This is a genomic window from Brevibacillus fortis, from assembly GCF_003013395.1.
Taxonomy (GTDB): Bacteria; Bacillota; Bacilli; order Brevibacillales; family Brevibacillaceae; genus Brevibacillus; species Brevibacillus fortis.
This window is the reverse complement of the sequence record NZ_PXZM01000026.1, coordinates 1-16397: the sequence shown is the minus strand read 5'-3', so window position 1 is coordinate 16397 and position 16397 is coordinate 1. Positions and strand designations below refer to the sequence as shown.

Below are 16397 nucleotides of genomic sequence, written 5' to 3'. Positions count from 1 at the left end.
AGGAAACTATCATGCGATTTCTAGTGCAAATTGGAACAGTGAAGCATAATGGTGTCTTTCATGAGAAGGGCGCCATTTTTAATGCTCACAAAAAGGATGTAGCGCATCTGATCGGTGAAGGCGCGGTAGCTGTGTTTGAAGAGACAGATGTTGTCGAAGACGTTGAAGTAGGATCTGTTGAAGCAACAAACGAGAATAACGAACAGGATGAGCATTCCGACGATAATCAAGAGATTGTCTTCGAACTGGATACGGATGAATTGGTTGTGGATGCTCCTAAAGGCGGAAAAGGCAAAGACAAATGAGCACATTCAAGGACCAACTAAAGGCGGATGCCGCTGTCTTTCTCAATCCAGGCGAATTTGCAGATCAAATCGATATCGATGGGAAACAGATAACCGGAATGATTGAGCCTGTCGCGATTGGTGGGGGGAATCGATCGTACTCCTACCCGACCCATGACCGCGAATACACGGAAGAAATAATGCTCTATGTGAACCGAGCCGATTTTACATTCATTCCACCAGTTGGACACACGTTAAAAATAAACAAAAAAGCGTATGTGATCGTGGCTCCACCTGCTGATCTTGAGGGCATCTTGGAAATCCGCCTTGGGGGTAATTCAAACCCATGATTGATTTCGACAACTCAATCAAACAGAGACTGAATGAAGCAGCAAATCTTCTGGCACATATGCCGAAGCAGATTCCAAAGGTACAGGCACGGGCTATGAACCGTGCCCTGTCCAGCGGGAAAACGGAAGCAGCCGCCAGGGTGAGAGATACGTACCTTGTCCGAAAAAGAGACGTTAGCGAGACAATGGAGCTCAAAAAGGCATCCGCGAATAACCTGGATGGCAGTCTGGAATCCAAGGGTCATGTGATGCCGCTGATTCGGTTTCGTGTCACGCCGAAATCACCGCAACCCGGTAGGAAAAAACCCATCTTGGCACAAGTATTACGAGCTGGCGGGAAATCTCCGATTCCTGGTGCGTTTGTTGCGAAAGTCAGAAGTGTGGCCTCTGTATACAGACGAACGACACAGAAGAGGTTCCCAATCAAAGGACTCTATGCGCCTGCTGTACCGCAAATGCTAGACAACGAAAAGGTACGAAAATCAATACAGAATAAAATGCTGGAGACATTGGACAAGCGTCTCGAGCATGAAATAGGACGGGTGCTGGATGGTTAATGTGGTCCTAGTCAAAAAGCTGAAAGAGCGTATTGAAACGCTCGTGAAAGATTTTCTGCTACCCACCAACGTAGATGGCCACGATCACAAAGCACCACAGGTAGTCAGCGGATTCCTGAGTGAGAGCAAGCAATCACCTGTAGCCGATCCGCAAGAAATCAAAGCCGAGCTGCCCGCCGTTGTCGTTCGTTTCCTGAGAGAGAACGATGGGAGGCAGGCAAACATCGTTAAAATTCGTGTAATCGTCATCACATACAGCGAAGATGAGCAGAACGGCTGGATTGATAGCTTGAATGTATCAAACCGGATAAAGATTGGATTAAAAAGAGATCCGATCATTGATGATCGTTTTCAGATCGATGACGAATCTTTCGAAACGGAACAGCCAGACGAGCAGCCATTTCCTGAGTGGGCGACATACATCACGTTCGACGTACTGATTCCGCAAGTACAGTCCGAATTCGATTGGGGGGTATTTTATAAATGAGCAAAGCAGAATCAAAGGTGACTGCAAAAGAACCAATGCACGTCATCTACTGCGGGAGTAGTTTACGTGATGGCACTCTGCATCGATACGCGCTATTTACGGACGGGATTCCACAACATCTGAGCAAGCACATCGAAGCGTGCCCAGCCATCAAGAAAATGTTTGTGCCCGTAGAAAAGCTATCCCAAACAGAAGCGGCGATTAGAGATCATGGAACACCTGAGAGCGTCTTTTTTCAGCAGACTTCTGATTACGCCGCAGGAAAGAGAGTTGAGGAATAGTGGCATATAAACACCAGATAGGCGTCTCAGAGAGTGATACGAGCATTCTTTCTCCTGTTAAGGCCACATCCGGACTGCCCGTATATTTCGGTACTGCGCCTATTCATTTGACAGACAATCCAACAGCATTTGTGAATAAGCCGGTACTGGCCTACAGCTATGAGGAAGCGGTAAAGGCTCTCGGGTATCATTCCAACTGGGACGATTATACGCTGTGTGAAGCAATCAAAGCGCAATTTCAGCTTTACAATGTTGGCCCTGCGGTATTCGTCAACGTGCTTGATCCTTCCATCCACAAGGTAAACGTGAAGGACAGCACAATTAATCTATCTTTGGGTAAATACATGATTGCTGCCGAAGGAGTGCTATTGGCGAGCCTCATTGTTAAGCTCACAGGTGCTGGTAATGCGCTGGTCCGTAATAAGGACTTTACAGTTGTATTCAATACGTCGGGACACCCTGTTATTTCGCGGGTGGATGGTGGAGATATTCCAGCAAACCAAGCCACATTGACTGTATCCTACGATAAACTCACGCCTTCGGCTGTAACGGATGCCCAAATCATCGGGGGGATTGATTCGGCAACAGGCAATGTGACCGGGCTAGAATTGATCAACAAGATTTTCCCATTGTATCGGTTGGTGCCAGGACAAATTATTGTGCCGAAACACTCAAAAAAGCCGGCTGTTGCCGCAGTCATGAAAGCAAAAGCGGTGGGAATTAATAGCCTATTTAAAGCCATGGCAATTGCCGATATTGATTGCTCGCCAACAGGTGCTGGCGTTTACACAGATGCGCCCGCATGGAAAAATTCCAACAACTACAGCGACCCTTATCTTATTGCCTGCTATTTGAAACCGAAATTGGGTGACGAGATTTATCACGAGATCTATCACCTGTCTACGCAATTTGCAGCGTTGAATAGCAGAGTTATTGCTGACAATGACGACGTTCCTTACGTATCTTCTTCTAACAAAAACATTCAAGCAAACGCTGTTGTAAATGAAGCCGGAACCGAGATCAATCTTGGCGTAGATCAAGCTGCCTATCTGAATGGGGAAGGCATCGTTACAGCAATCAATTTCACTGGTGGATGGAAACTATGGGGGAACAATACGTCAGTCTATCCAGCCAATACAGACGTAAAGGACCGTTTCTTCCCTGTTCGTCAGATGTTCAACTGGATCGGAAATACGTTGATTCTGACACACTGGCAAAAAGTTGACGACCCGACAAACAGAAGGTTGATTGACACGGTTGTTGACTCAACAAACATCTGGCTGAATGGGCTGACAGCGCAAGGTTCCATACTCGGCGGGCGTGTAGAATTCAGAGCAGCGGATAATCCGGTCACATCTCTACTGGACGGAAAAGTTTCTTATCGGTTGTTCCTGGCGGCTCCCGTACCGGCTGAGAACATCGAGTTCAAACTTGAATTTGATGTGGCCTATCTACAAAATCTCTTTGCAGCCTAATCATACAAGGCAGGTGGATAAACAATGGCTAACAAAGCAATTCCTGATCGCGTAAAGGATTTCATGGTATACAAAAATGGCACAACAGACCTCGTAGGGGTGGCAGATATTCAATTGCCATCCTTTTCTTTTGCTACAGAGGAAGTCAAAGGAGCTGGTGTATTTGGCAGCTTTGAATCCCCGGTAGGGCATTTCGGTAGCCAAAAAGTCACATTGAATTGGCACTCGATCACAGATAGATTGTTTGACTTTCTGGAGCTAGGGGCTCATCGGCTAGATTGCCGTGGAGCTTTACAAGAGCATGACCGTGGATCTGGTCGTCTAATTACCCGTGCGCTACGGATTGTGGTACAAGGGAACACCACCGGTGGAGAACTGGGAAAGCTAGAAAAGGGCGCAACAACAGACAGCAATACAGAGTTGGAAATCACCTACATCAAGATCGATATTGACGGAAAGAACGTTCTGGAGCTCGACAAATTAAATTACATCTATCGAGTGAACGGCAAGGATCAGCTGGCTGATACGCGTCGGGCGCTTGGGCTATAGAAGGGAGTTTTGCAAAAATGAAATTACCACTGCCATTGGAAAAACCATTGAAAGTAGACGATAAGGAGATAACCTCCTTGACGTTTGATTTCGATAAACTGACAGGCGCGGATATTATCAATGCTACTAATGAGGCCCGTCAGATTAGCGGATATTCCCCGAATGAGATGCAATCATCGACTTTCCGGGCTGTGCTTGCCGCAAAAGCTTGCGGAGTCCTCTACCATGATCTATTAAAACTTGGGGCACGGGATTTTTTCCGAGCAGTAACAGCGGCACATGCTTTTTTGCTCGGTATGGATTTGAAGGAGATGGAGGAGATAGAGAAGACGGAGGAATAAGAGAGTTACGGAAACTCGTACTCAATATGGCAAGAAACACGCATACCAGCATGGAGTTTTTCCTTGGCATGACTTTAAACGATTTTAATGAATGGGTAACAGTAGCCATGGAAATTACGGAGGGAGGCGAAACGGATGGGTAGGAAACTGTATGAATTCACAATCAAGATGTCCGGGAAAATGAATAGATCGTTCACCAGCGCGTTCGATAACGCTTCCCGCCGCATGCAGGATATGCGAAAAAAAATCAGCGGCTATCAGTCTTCTATTGAAAAGGCAAACAGCAAGTTGCAATCTATGACCACCTTGCATACGAAAATGTCGGCCGCGATAGATAAAACCAAACGCGGCCTTGCCGCTTTGGAGCGGAAATACCGAAGTGGCGCGATTAGCGAAGAGGTGTACAGACGGGAAAGTACGAAGCTACAAAACGACCTTCAACGGTTTACCAACGTGCAAAGAAGAGCGTCCTCACAGGTCGATAAGTTTAAACGGAACATATCAGAATTAAATCGAGAAATGAGAAGCGAATCAAACAATCTGAATTCTTATTCGCGCCAACTTCAAACCATGGAGGCAAAGGCACTTGCAGCGGGGGTCTCCATAGGAGAAATAGCGATGGCAGGGGCCGCATTGATACCTGTTGGAGGGTATCTTGGCACAGTTGGGGTTGGTCTGGCTGGGATTGCAGTCGGAGCAAAGACTGCGAAATCTGCATTTGACTTGATGATGGATAGCGTCAGCAAAGCGGCTGATAGGGAGTATAACATCGAAGTTATTGAATCGCTACTCCGGGACCAAAAGAAAGCGAACCAGTTGTTCAACTGGATGGAGAAGCGTGCCATCGAATCCCGTTTCGGGATGACGGACTTCTTTGAATCCGGGCAAGCGTTTTTGTTTAAAACGAAGGATTTGCGGCAAGTTCAAGCATTGCTTGATATCTCCGAGAAGCTGGGGACGATCAATAAACAACAGGGTATGCAGGGGGCGGCAATCTCTCTCAACGAGTTATTGATTGGCGATACCACCTCCATTGTTGAACGTTTCAATATGCCTCGCACAGACATCAAGAAGTTCGCCAAGTCGGGAATTGACGGCATTATCAAAGGCATGAATGAGCTGCTGGATAAACAAAACATCGATGCCAAGCTGTTGAGTGATGTCGATACAACTGGTCTTGTTATGTATGAACAGCTCGTGGAAAAGCTACAGCTTACCTGGACGAAAATGGGGGCGGAAGCATTAGATGCGTTGAAGCCTACCCTAAAAGAAATCGATAATTTGACCAAAACAGAAGCGTTTCAGGATTTGTCGAAGCTGGGATCAGATGCCTTTGCGGAAATGGGAAAAACCATTACGAAATCCGTCCAGTTTGCATCCAATAAACTACAGACGATTTTCAATAATCCAGATTATAAAAAGCTGGATATCTGGGGGAAAATCGAATTCATCACTGCGGATGCTTACGAGACGTTTAACAAGTGGTGGAGTTCCGGCGGGAGTGAATCTACGCAACGTGTCACCTACGAGATATCGACGAAACTGGGTGAGCTGATCAAAGCGGCAGCTGTACCCCTCATTCCAATTGCACAAGACGTGGGATATGATGTCGGCAAATCCATCATTCAAGGCATTTGGGATGGAATGTGGGGAGAAAACAAGCTGGAAACTCCCTTTAGCAAACTGGAAGCTCGGATAGAGAGCATGAGAGCTGCTGGTCAAGATCCGACCACTACACCTGTTTATGGTGGGCCGAACGCAACCATGACAGCAGGGCCGGAACCTGCATGGTACGAAAAAGCGTGGGGTTGGGTAAATGGTTCCCATGCAAACGGACTACCTTATGTCCCGTTTGACGGATACCGGGCGGAGCTTCACGAGGGTGAGCGGGTATTGACTGCCCAACAAAATCGCAATCTCGATTCAAACCTATGGTCGAGAGCGAATCAGGCGTTGTCGTCACGTAATGGCAATCAAACGCTTGTCTTTCAGTTCTCGCCAAACCTTTCAGGCGGAAATCGGGCGGAAAACGAGTCGATGCTTCGAGACTCGTATCATGAATTCAAAGCGAATATGCAGCGGTTCATGAGGAATGAGAGGGCGGTGAGGTTCAACTGATGGCAGGGACTTATACAACGAATGCAGGAGACATGTGGGACTGGATCGCGTATAAAACGATGGGCAGCGAGTATTTCATGCCACAGTTGATTGAAGCCAATTTAAAGCATCGTGAGACGGTAGTCTTTTCTTCCGGAATCGTCCTCGTTGTTCCCGACATTGACACCGCTACAGCGCAAGACACATCGAATCTGCCTCCCTGGAAGAGGGAGTGATAACGGGTGGCACAGCCGAGGCGAGTCAGTTTTGAACTTTTCTATGACAACAAGAACATTTCGAATGACCTGCAGCCGTACCTCACCTCGTTTGAGTACACCGACAATCTCTCTGGCACGGCCGATACTATATCTATCAACCTAGCAGACCGGGAACGCCTTTGGTGGGCAGCATGGATGCCAGAATTGTATGCAAGCATAAAGGCAAAAATCATCCGTGAAAACTGGATCGATGACGGGAAAATGGATGCTTTAAATTGCGGGTATTTCGAGATCAACGAGATCAGCCTAACAAGTCCACCCAATGCCGTAAGCATCCAAGGCGTGTCTGTGCCAGATGCATCGACGATCCGGGCACAACGAAAATACCGTGCATGGGAGAAAACGCGGTTGTCGGTGATCGCAAAAGATATTGCAGGCAAGAATGGCCTCAAACTTCTTTTTGACGCAGAAGACGAGGACTATGATCGGATTGAACAAACAGAGGAAACCGATCTTGGTTTCCTCATGCGCTTGTGCGATGATGCTGGCATTGCTGTTAAGCTGACAGGCAAACAGATCAGTTTATTTGATGAATTCAAATATGAGGAGAAGCCTCCGGCCTTTTCGCTCAATTACGCAACGTCCAAGATCAAAAGCTTTTCAGCACAGGTGACCACGACAGGCATCTATAACCGAGCGATTGTGGACTATCACAGTCCAAAAGGGAAAAAGAAGATCCATCATACCTTTATACCTCCTAACGCTCCAAAAACGGGACGTACGCTGTATATCAATGAGCGCGTAAAGGATGGACGTCAGGCAGAACGAAAAGCCAAAAGTGCGTTGCGCCAAGCAAATAAGGAGCAGAATACGGCAAGCATTACCTTGATGGGAGACGTTAACCTGGTAGCCGGTATGACGTTCATGCTGAACAATTTTGGGGCTGTCAGCGGGAAATACATCATTACGCAAGCTGTTCATGCTTATAGCGGTAATGGCTACGAAACTTCGCTTGAATGCAGAAAGGTATTGGGCTGGTAATGGATATGAAAAACATATTACGTGTCGGCATTGTATCGAGCGTAGACGAGAGGGACGCGACAGCAAGGGTTGTTTTCGGTGATCGCGAGGATGTGGTGTCCTACAAAATGGACATCCTTTCTCGTGGTTCTTTTTTGTTAAAAGATTATTGGCTACCGGATGTGAACGAACAGGTATGGTGCCTATTTTTGCCGACAGGGAATGCGGATGGGATTATCCTCGGATCAACGTACAATCAAGAGGACCCAGTGCCAATCAAGAACAAAAATAAACGACACATCCGTTTTGGTGATGGGACATTCATTGACTATGATCGAGAAACGCATACCTTGACGGTCGATTTTTTTCATCCTGGGAAAATCGTCTTCAATAACGCCGTTATCAAAAACAACCCATCGACACAGCGAGGTGAACCGGAATGGCGGTCATCGGAAGTCTTGGAGAAGTGATTTTTGAAGTATCTTCTCAGCGTGTTCGTACTTTTGATGATATGACAAGAAATGGCTCGAGCCGGTGGGTAACCCATGACATCCATCGAAACAAACCGATTCCGGAATTCGTTGGTCCGGGGCTTGAAGAAATCAGTCTTTCGATTCAATTGAAAGCTTCACTCGGGGTAGATCCAGAAGCAGAACTGAAAACCTTGCGGACCAAAAGGGATACAGGACAAAGGGATTTATTGGTCATCGGAAACAAACCTGTTTCAACTAGCCAATGGGTTACCGAGTCGGTCAGCGAACAACACAAAAACTATGACGGCCGTGGTCGTTTAGTATCTGTTAATGTTGAGCTGCGTCTCAAGGAGTATCCGAAAAAGGCGGGAAGCTAATGGCTCAAATTGTAACGATAACAAGTGATTTTAATGAGGTTATTTTCGGCGCGACCGGAGAAACAGAAGTTATCCAAAATGTGAGAACGATCATGATGAGTATGATTCATACGTGTCCAATGTATCGTTTATTCGGATGGGACCCAAACATAGATGCTCCTGTGAATGCCTATAAGGCTATCTCTTCGGCACGACTCATTGAAAAAATCCAACAGTATGAGCCGCGCGCAGAGGTACAGGAAGTTACGTATGAAGGTGATGAAAACGGGATGTTAAAACCTTTGGTAAAGGTGGCGATAAAAGGTGTCCAGGTTTGACTTTTTACCAGATGTATCGTTCGCCAATAAATCGCCTCAACAGATCGAAGCGGATCTGATCGCAAACTATGAAAGAGAATACAGGAAACCACTTGCACCAGCCGATCCGGTACGACTCTTTATCAAGAGCCTCGTGCCTTTTTTTGTGCAGCAAAGAGTCATTATCGACGACTCTGCAAAACAGAACTTGCTTAAATACGCGCGAGGAAAGTACCTGGACCTAATTGGCATCTTGCTGAACGTATTAAGAATACTGGCTACAAAGGCTAAGACGACGATTCGTTTTACCTTATCGACACCAGTATCCCAGATCATCCCGAAAGGGACCCGAGTCACAGCAGGGGACAACGTATTTTTTGCAACAACAGTGGACGTCACAGTCACAAGCGGGGAAACGAAAGTAGAGGTCAAAGCGGAATGTGTTTCCGTGGGTGTGATTGGCAATGGGTATCCAGTTGGGAAACTGAACCAATTGGTTGACCCTCTGCCATTTGTCCAATCGGTATCCAATGTCACAGAATCGGGCGGCGGGGCAGATGAAGAGGACGACGATTCATATGCAGAACGAATCCGGCAGGCACCAGAGAGTTTTTCCGTGGCTGGCCCATCGGGAGCTTACGAATTTTGGGCAAAGTCCGCCAGTACCCTTCTGGGGGATGTAAATGTATCAAGCCCAAGGGCTGGAGTGGTAGAGATTCGACCTCTGCTCAAAACGGGCGAGATACCTGATCAGACAATTCTCGATCTGGTCGCGGCAGTTTGCAACGATAGAAAGATTCGGCCACTGACCGACCAAGTTTTTGTTTTGGCCCCGACTCAAAAAACATACAACATTGAGGCTACTTACTGGATTGATACAGACAAGGAAAGTGCTGTTACAGCGATACAAGCCAAAGTGAATCAAGCTGTCATTGATTATCAACTTTGGCAAAGAGCCAAGCTTGGCCGTGACATCGATCCATCCGAGCTTGTTTTTCAAATGAAAAAGGCGGGAGCTAAACGGGTATCTGTGACAAGTCCAGTTTTTACCACGCTGACTGAATCACAAGTAGCTAAAGAACACACAGTCAACGTGGTATACGGAGGGTTGGAAAGTGGTTGATATCTACAACGCAAAGCTGTCGGACATCCTTCCCTCGTCCATAAAAGAAGACAAGAAGATGCGAGCGTTAGCTGCAGCGATTATAAGGGAAATGCAGGACATATCCTCTGACATGAAACTAGTGCTCATGTTCTCTCGGATCGATGAACTAGATTCAGAGGTTGTGGACATTCTGGCCCACCAATTGCACGTCGATTTCTATGATTCAACACTATCCCTTGAAAGTCGGCGGGAGCTCGTTAAAACGGCAATTGGAGCTCATCGATATAAGGGCACGCCCTGGGCAATCGAACAGGTCGCATCCATCGTGTTCAAAAACTCATCGGTCCGCGAATGGTTCGAATATGGAGGGGAACCGCATCATTTTCGAATTGAGACGGAACAACTGGTATTTGCGCCTGGCGACCTAGCAAAGTTCCGCCGCCTTCTGGAAGGTGTGAAGCGCAAAAGCTCCTGGCTAGATGACATTGTTTTCAAAATTATAGCCAGCACGATCAGAGTAGATATTTCTTCCAAGAGATTTATCGTTGATTACTTTGTGTGCAATACCTTTTACCCAAACGAGATTGTTGTCAAGGCTCCAAGCATGCCCGTTTTTGTTGCGCCAGGCATGCCTATGTTTACAGCAACGGAAGGATGAAGGAGGGAATCAGATGCCAATTGGCACAAGACATATTTTACGTGACGGGGGTCTTTTACCAGTTCCGCAATACTTCAATGGAATGAAGGATGAATTCCAAGAGATTCAAGGTCGCAACGGAGCCATGTTCGTGCAACTACGTGGTTTAGCAGCAAAAGAGCCTTTTAGTGGCGCTACTGACACCGTTCAAGTTTTCGATGAGCCTATGTTTGGTTTTGTCATTAAAAATGATGGAACGAGTGACCTTGGCTTCACCATCAACGGCCATACATTTACGGTCAAAGAGGGGGAAGTGTTCGAGGAGTTTTTCGAACCGTTTACACAGGTGACTATCAAAACAACTTCTCCATTTCGTGCATACGTAAAGGGGTGATCAAAATGGCGTTAAAAGTGGAACCAGCCTTTTTGGAATTCATCCGCAATGCGGTGAGTGCAAAACTGAGCAATGCGATCGTCACTGTTGACGGGAAATCGGTCGTTCATCCGATTACACAGACGAAGCACCTTACCAGTGCCCAGAAAACGGTTGTGCAGCTATACGTTTACTTGGACGCCGTGGATGCAGCGGGCACCATTACAGAAGCAAAACTAGTGGACGCAAGCGGAGCGACAATGATTACCTCTGAGGCACATATTACCTCGCATGAAACAGGGGCTTTGTTGCTGTTTGAAATACCTTTTGATGTGAGGAGTGTGTAAGATGCCATACGAGCGTCAATATTGGACTGACCGGCTTGTGAATACGGAAACAGGTGAAACAATTCAAGATGGCACCCGTTTCACAGCACGGCGCATGAATCACATAGAAGAAGGTATAAAGGGCATCGATGGCATTGTGATCAAATTAGAAAATCGCATCCTGTATCTCCATGCCAAGATCACGACAGGAGACAGAACGGCGGGGAATAGTGGAATTTTTGTTGATCTGTTTGACGGCATCCAAGATGCGGTCATTGCATTAGACAAGACTAGAACAACGATTCAGAGCACATCTGGATCGAATGTGGCCGTTGCGCAAATAACTGGCTTCGCCGTTGGACAAGAGGTTACTTTAGCGTCTGTCACAAGTCAGGAAGAGAGAACAATTACCGCAATTGACCCAGTAACTCGGATTATTACGCTAAACACAGCCCCTACAGGAACATATACAACTAACGCCATACTGGCACGCTCTACCGTGGAGATTGATACGGCAGCAAAACGAATGCGTCGAGGAACAATTGACACATATAGCGTGAAAATAGCGGTAACGTAAAAAAGGAGGCGGTTAGATGGCAAGTAAATCAACCGTTGTTAGCTTCCCTGAATCTACATCACAAAGCCGGTCACAAAAGATAACCATTCCTAACCTAAAGCGTGTGGTGTCAGTTACAGTCAATACGGGTAAAGTGTCACACACTGTCAATGGCAGCGAAGTGACGCTCAATGTTACCGAAGGTTCTTACACTCGATATACTACATCCAGCACGCCGAACACCAAAACCGTATCGGATACTCGTACAAGCAGTACGGATAGTTTTCAATCGACCATCAGCTATAACGATGGCACCTATAGTGGTACCTTGTCTAAGTCAGGAGGATCGACTCCTTACGTAGTTAGTGGTAGCCCTTCTGGTCAAAAATCAGTTACTGATTCTCGCTCTTCGTGGTATGACCTGGGGGGGTCTTGTAGCGGTGCGCAAAGCGGCGCATTGTCTGCGTTACCATCGTCTATTTCCTATTCGGACGGTGAAGGATATTCTGGTACTTTACAACGTACCGGGGCGTCTGCGGGATCATGTCAACTTTTAAACAATGAGGGCGGAGGAGAAAGAACTTACGGTGCGTCTGCTACTGGCACCTATTCCGGTACGGTGTCTAAGCCTGATACGCGTAAGTACAACTACTCCCAAAGCTATTCCGGCACAGTGTATGGACCATCTTCGGTATCATATACCTACTACTACGCTTATACCGTAACGGTTACTTATGAAGATAACTTTGGTCAGACGCTCACACTTACAGCTCCAGTAAGTGGGGTCAAGTTGTCTGTGGGTAATACTTATGTGGTCACGGGCACCACATTGGACACTGATCCTGGGGATATCATATCAGTCTATGTACGTGTCAACAAAGGCACGAATTATCGGATTGCCCAAGGATCAGTCGATGGAGTAAATCCGTTAGCCTTCAGCAAGACACTGACATTTACAGGTGGAGCATTGAAGGACGGAACGACAGCCGTATCCGGGCTACTCGATGAGGGAACAACGCACCTGTTGGAAGTATGGTCGGAGGATAACAAAGGCGGCACCTCCATCATTGCGGAGCGGACCTTTACCGTGATATTGAATCGTCCTCCAACTCTGACTCATTCATTTGTGGCGAATAATGATAACTTGTCGGATGATTCGCCCATTACGATCAATGGGACGGTGTCCGATCCAGACGGACAAGCAGTAACCATGAAGTATCGCATGAACGGCGGTGCAGATGTACCCATATCAATCAGTAATGGCGCGTGGACGATAACCGTCACACCAAAGCAGATGGTTACCGGAACGAACAGTCTTGTCATAACAGCAGCAGACTCATTAGGAGCAACAACGGTCCTCACGTTTTCCCTGACCCGTTCGGTGACGAAAACACGCCTCAAAACTGCCCATGCTCGATACAAGCTATCTCCTCAGTCAACAACAGCCAAAGAAGTCCTAGCTTGGCTCCAACATGAAACAGGAGATCTGATTGTGGACGGAGCTCTTTCCATTGTGGCGGCTGGCGTTGCTGAATCTTACAAGGCCATGACCAAAACGTCTGCTCCTGTTATCACTGGAATCGTAGAGAAGGAGTTCATTGGAACGTACGCGGCACAAGGCGCACAACTTCATTTGAAATTTACACTGACCTGCAATGACGTCAACTCAACAGCGTCAGCTACGAATTTATCGGGGGCGATCAAAGCATGAGATACCGACAAAGAAATTCAGATGGGTCCCTGGGCGATTGGGTCTACACGCCAGCAGGAGAGGAGGAGCGAAAGCAGGAAGAGGCACTACAAAAAGAGCTGGAAGCATTGCGGAAAGAAAATGAGAAGCTGAAAAATGCTCAAAATGGCGGTGGTGATAATGGCGTGGTCAATAAGCAGGAATAGGAAGAATATTGAAAGCCTAGCGAAGTTGCAACGCTCCTTTAAAAAGGGACAGATTGTTGATCCATGCTCAGACAGTTCAGCATGGTATAAAGCATATGGCACTGGCACGGTAACTTTCCCGGATGGCAAGCTACGTATTCTGTCGGCAGGTACTGATGTAGCCGCCCGCCGCGGTTGCCAATTCAATCTAAGCGGTGCAAAAACATTAAAAATCCGTTTTTATCTCGATAACCATACAGATATGTATGACATACAGTTTTACTTTTCCAATGACACAACATACACGGATTACCTTACCTATTCAATCCGTTTCTGGCGTTTGTCCGCAGGTTGGAACGAACACATTATCGACGCTAATAAGCTCGTGGTTAGGGGAGGTGGGAGTCTTACTCGCGAAATTGTGTCTATGCAAATCCGAGTGTTGGCGTATGAGGGAAAAACGGCATCCGCTACTTTTGACCCGATCATACGTGATGAGTCGCAACGCGGGAAGGTCATCTTCATGTTCGATGATGGCTGGGACTCGCAATATACGGAAGCGTTCAAGTATATGAGTAAGTATTCTATGCCTGGCGTGATCGCAGTCATTCCTACCCGTGTGGGAACCCCTTACTATGTCACGATGGCGCAGCTTAAGGAAATTTATAGTTATGGCTGGGACTTGGCAAACCATACGCAGAACCATCTTGATTTGGCAACCTTGAGCAACCCTATGATCATCGAGCAAGAGATTTTATTGGGGGAAGCATGGCTCAATGCAAATGGATTTTCGCGAGCCTCAAACATCGTCGCATATCCATTCGGCTCCTATGACAACAGGGTGTTACTAGCTATGCAGTCGCGGAGAGCAGGACGCATCGTCATGGATGACACCGTTACTCAACCACCTCCAGATAAGCGCCTTATAAAGATTCAACGTGCTGATTATACCGCCGCGCCAGACAAACTAATTGGATTTATCGATGAGGCTGCAAACCTTGGCGGCGTGTGCCTGTACTTGTTTCATAAGATCGTGAGCGGAGCAGCCGTGGACAATCTTGAATACAATGTGGATTTCTTCAAACAGGTCGTTGATTACGCCTATTCCCGGCGAGCTGACATCGATACGGTGACGTTCAGCGATTGGCTGGACAGTTGCGGGTTGTAGTAAACGAATATTGTTTTTCATGGGGAGCTGCTAACGTGGCTCCTTTAATTTTTGCCCCGAGGGGGGTGAGGAGAAGATGAGCTGATGAAATTTCTTCTAAGCCTAGAAAACGTAGCAACCCCAGCAAACGCCTGGGCGACAACAGCAGGTGCAATCGTGTCGCCCGCCTTTCACTATCTATACGGAACGAACCGCCAAGACATCCTGATTGTGCTCTTTTTCATGATTGTCTTGGATTGGATCACAGGCATTTCCGCAGCAAAAAAAGATCAATCCTACTCCTCAGACTATGGCTTGAGCCGAATACCACGTACGATGTTCCTATTTGCACTACCAGCACTAGCAAACTTGTTGGATCGCGTCATGGGCACCCCAGGCTTTTTGTTCTACGGCGTCACCTTCGGCCTCATCTACCACACTTGGACAAGCCTCACCGCCAATGCTCACCGCGCAGGCTGGCCTATGCCGAAATCTATCGAGAATCTGGTGGGATCAGAGATCAAAGCGAAAGCAGAACGAGCTGCACGAAAGGAGACAATATAGCAATGAACATTACTATTCAAGGTGCGCGTGTGGTCGACGTTCGCACCTCTTTGCCACGTCACAAAACACTAAGGTATGGACGGCGCAAACCCTCGGATATACGATCGGCAGCCCTCCACCATTCAGCTACAAAAAGCGGGTCGCCAGAGGCATTCGCAGGCTATCATGTCAGTACTAATGGATGGCCGGGCATTGCTTATCATTTTGTGATCCAAAAGGACGGAACGATTTACTGGTGTAACGATCCAGAAACAATTTCCTACCACGTGGGCAATAGCAACCGTCATGCGCTAGGCATTTGTCTTGTCGGTGACTTTAGGACACAGCAACCCACAGCAGCGCAGATTGATGCAGCAAATCGACTGATCGAGCACCTACAGGTTCAGATTCCATCCATGAAGCAGGTGTTCGGTCACCAGGAGTACCCCGGCTACGCGTGGAAAAACTGCCCTGCATTCCCGATGGGCACATTCCGCACAAATTATTCACAATTCTTGCAAAAAACTGTGGGTAAAGTGGATAAGCCCATGCAACTTCCGGTTGCAATTAAGTTGAACGAGGCATTACTCGCGGTAACTGGCTTTTTGCAGGAAGGCGTTTCTATGCTGCCAGTCCGTGCAGTAGCCAATGTTGTAGGTGGAAAAGTGGAGTGGATTGAACAGTCGAAGGACGTTCGCGTGAACGGGAAGGATCTGAATGAAAAGGTGATTGATGGATCGGCCTATGCTCCTGCTCGTGAGTTGGCTGCTGCACTTTGTCTACAGGTTGAGTGGGATGGCAGTACAAATACAGTAATATTGAGAGGATGAGGGCTTTGGATAAGGCAAACAAAAAGAAACAGGGAGTTTTGATGATTGTAGGGGGAGCTCTTGCAATTGTAGGAGCAGGGTACGGGTTACTGACAGATGAGCAAGTTCAGTCGCTTCAGAAGGCTTTTGAGTTAATTTTAATTGCATTCTAAAAGGCGAAGCCCTCCTTCGGAGCAACAATGAAGTGCCCCCTGTCAAGT

At 47.2% G+C, this 16397-nt stretch carries 25 protein-coding genes; all 25 read left to right on the top strand.

The features are described 5' to 3' along the window. Positions 1-11 precede the first annotated feature (11 nt). The 25 genes from C7R93_RS16870 (at position 12) to C7R93_RS30055 (ending at position 16349) form a co-directional block, all read left to right on the top strand. A complete protein-coding gene (locus C7R93_RS16870; RefSeq protein ID WP_106839909.1) occupies positions 12-305 on the top strand; it encodes a hypothetical protein in 294 nt (97 codons plus the stop codon). Next, complete coding sequence (locus C7R93_RS16865) at positions 302-634, top strand: sugar transporter (RefSeq protein WP_106839908.1); 333 nt, start codon at positions 302-304, stop codon at positions 632-634. Before C7R93_RS16870 ends, C7R93_RS16865 begins: the two co-directional genes overlap by 4 nt. Continuing rightward, positions 631-1191, top strand: coding sequence for a phage tail protein (locus tag C7R93_RS16860; protein ID WP_106839907.1), 561 nt, complete (start codon positions 631-633; stop codon positions 1189-1191). The genes C7R93_RS16865 and C7R93_RS16860 overlap by 4 nt, the downstream gene beginning before the upstream one ends. Further along, positions 1184-1678 (top strand): hypothetical protein, encoded by a 495-nt coding sequence (locus tag C7R93_RS16855; RefSeq protein ID WP_146142431.1) that lies wholly within the window; start codon positions 1184-1186, stop codon positions 1676-1678. The genes C7R93_RS16860 and C7R93_RS16855 overlap by 8 nt, the downstream gene beginning before the upstream one ends. Then, positions 1675-1959, top strand: coding sequence for a hypothetical protein (locus C7R93_RS16850; RefSeq protein WP_106839905.1), 285 nt, complete (start codon positions 1675-1677; stop codon positions 1957-1959). Before C7R93_RS16855 ends, C7R93_RS16850 begins: the two co-directional genes overlap by 4 nt. Continuing rightward, entirely contained in the window at positions 1959-3434 is a 1476-nt protein-coding gene (locus tag C7R93_RS16845) for a phage tail sheath family protein (protein ID WP_106839904.1), read from the top strand. The genes C7R93_RS16850 and C7R93_RS16845 overlap by 1 nt, the downstream gene beginning before the upstream one ends. Positions 3435-3458: 24 nt before the next feature. Next, positions 3459-3983: a phage major tail tube protein gene (locus C7R93_RS16840; protein WP_106839903.1), complete on the top strand. Its 525-nt coding sequence runs from the start codon at positions 3459-3461 to the stop codon at positions 3981-3983. 17 nt (positions 3984-4000) lie between these two features. Continuing rightward, positions 4001-4324, top strand: coding sequence for a phage tail assembly protein (locus tag C7R93_RS16835; protein WP_106839902.1), 324 nt, complete (start codon positions 4001-4003; stop codon positions 4322-4324). Positions 4325-4459: 135 nt separating this feature from the next. After that, positions 4460-6442, top strand: a complete 1983-nt coding sequence (locus tag C7R93_RS16830) for a hypothetical protein (RefSeq protein ID WP_106839901.1) — start codon at positions 4460-4462, stop codon at positions 6440-6442. Then, complete coding sequence (locus tag C7R93_RS16825; RefSeq protein WP_106839900.1) at positions 6442-6657, top strand: tail protein X; 216 nt, start codon at positions 6442-6444, stop codon at positions 6655-6657. Before C7R93_RS16830 ends, C7R93_RS16825 begins: the two co-directional genes overlap by 1 nt. Positions 6658-6663: 6 nt before the next feature. Continuing rightward, entirely contained in the window at positions 6664-7680 is a 1017-nt protein-coding gene (locus C7R93_RS16820; RefSeq protein ID WP_106839899.1) for a phage late control D family protein, read from the top strand. A gap of 5 nt (positions 7681-7685) precedes the next feature. Then, positions 7686-8129: a phage baseplate assembly protein V gene (locus tag C7R93_RS16815; RefSeq protein WP_158264032.1), complete on the top strand. Its 444-nt coding sequence runs from the start codon at positions 7686-7688 to the stop codon at positions 8127-8129. Beyond that, the gene (locus C7R93_RS16810) at positions 8099-8509 is read left to right on the top strand and encodes a phage tail protein (protein ID WP_106839897.1); all 411 of its coding nucleotides are present in this window, start codon (positions 8099-8101) and stop codon (positions 8507-8509) included. Before C7R93_RS16815 ends, C7R93_RS16810 begins: the two co-directional genes overlap by 31 nt. Then, positions 8509-8826 (top strand): hypothetical protein, encoded by a 318-nt coding sequence (locus C7R93_RS16805; RefSeq protein WP_106839896.1) that lies wholly within the window; start codon positions 8509-8511, stop codon positions 8824-8826. The genes C7R93_RS16810 and C7R93_RS16805 overlap by 1 nt, the downstream gene beginning before the upstream one ends. After that, positions 8813-9928 carry a baseplate assembly protein gene (locus tag C7R93_RS16800; RefSeq protein ID WP_106839895.1) on the top strand — a complete coding sequence of 372 codons (1116 nt, stop codon included), beginning with the start codon at positions 8813-8815 and terminating at the stop codon, positions 9926-9928. Before C7R93_RS16805 ends, C7R93_RS16800 begins: the two co-directional genes overlap by 14 nt. Next, on the top strand, positions 9921-10568 hold the full coding sequence (locus tag C7R93_RS16795; RefSeq protein WP_106839894.1) for a phage tail protein I: 648 nt from the start codon (positions 9921-9923) through the stop codon (positions 10566-10568). The genes C7R93_RS16800 and C7R93_RS16795 overlap by 8 nt, the downstream gene beginning before the upstream one ends. A 13-nt stretch (positions 10569-10581) precedes the next feature. Next, entirely contained in the window at positions 10582-10941 is a 360-nt protein-coding gene (locus C7R93_RS16790; protein ID WP_106839893.1) for a hypothetical protein, read from the top strand. Positions 10942-10946: 5 nt separating this feature from the next. Continuing rightward, complete coding sequence (locus tag C7R93_RS16785) at positions 10947-11267, top strand: hypothetical protein (RefSeq protein ID WP_106839892.1); 321 nt, start codon at positions 10947-10949, stop codon at positions 11265-11267. A gap of 1 nt (position 11268) precedes the next feature. Beyond that, the gene (locus C7R93_RS16780; protein ID WP_106839891.1) at positions 11269-11823 is read left to right on the top strand and encodes a hypothetical protein; all 555 of its coding nucleotides are present in this window, start codon (positions 11269-11271) and stop codon (positions 11821-11823) included. Positions 11824-11839: 16 nt separating this feature from the next. Beyond that, on the top strand, positions 11840-13513 hold the full coding sequence (locus C7R93_RS16775; protein WP_106839890.1) for an Ig-like domain-containing protein: 1674 nt from the start codon (positions 11840-11842) through the stop codon (positions 13511-13513). Next, a complete protein-coding gene (locus tag C7R93_RS16770) occupies positions 13510-13698 on the top strand; it encodes a hypothetical protein (RefSeq protein WP_106839889.1) in 189 nt (62 codons plus the stop codon). The genes C7R93_RS16775 and C7R93_RS16770 overlap by 4 nt, the downstream gene beginning before the upstream one ends. After that, positions 13673-14845, top strand: coding sequence for a polysaccharide deacetylase family protein (locus C7R93_RS16765; RefSeq protein ID WP_106839888.1), 1173 nt, complete (start codon positions 13673-13675; stop codon positions 14843-14845). The genes C7R93_RS16770 and C7R93_RS16765 overlap by 26 nt, the downstream gene beginning before the upstream one ends. A gap of 84 nt (positions 14846-14929) precedes the next feature. Then, a complete protein-coding gene (locus tag C7R93_RS16760; RefSeq protein WP_106839887.1) occupies positions 14930-15388 on the top strand; it encodes a phage holin family protein in 459 nt (152 codons plus the stop codon). 2 nt (positions 15389-15390) lie between these two features. Continuing rightward, entirely contained in the window at positions 15391-16197 is an 807-nt protein-coding gene (locus tag C7R93_RS16755; RefSeq protein ID WP_106839886.1) for an N-acetylmuramoyl-L-alanine amidase, read from the top strand. Positions 16198-16202: 5 nt separating this feature from the next. Beyond that, positions 16203-16349: a hypothetical protein gene (locus C7R93_RS30055; protein ID WP_158264031.1), complete on the top strand. Its 147-nt coding sequence runs from the start codon at positions 16203-16205 to the stop codon at positions 16347-16349. Positions 16350-16397: the final 48 nt, after the last annotated feature.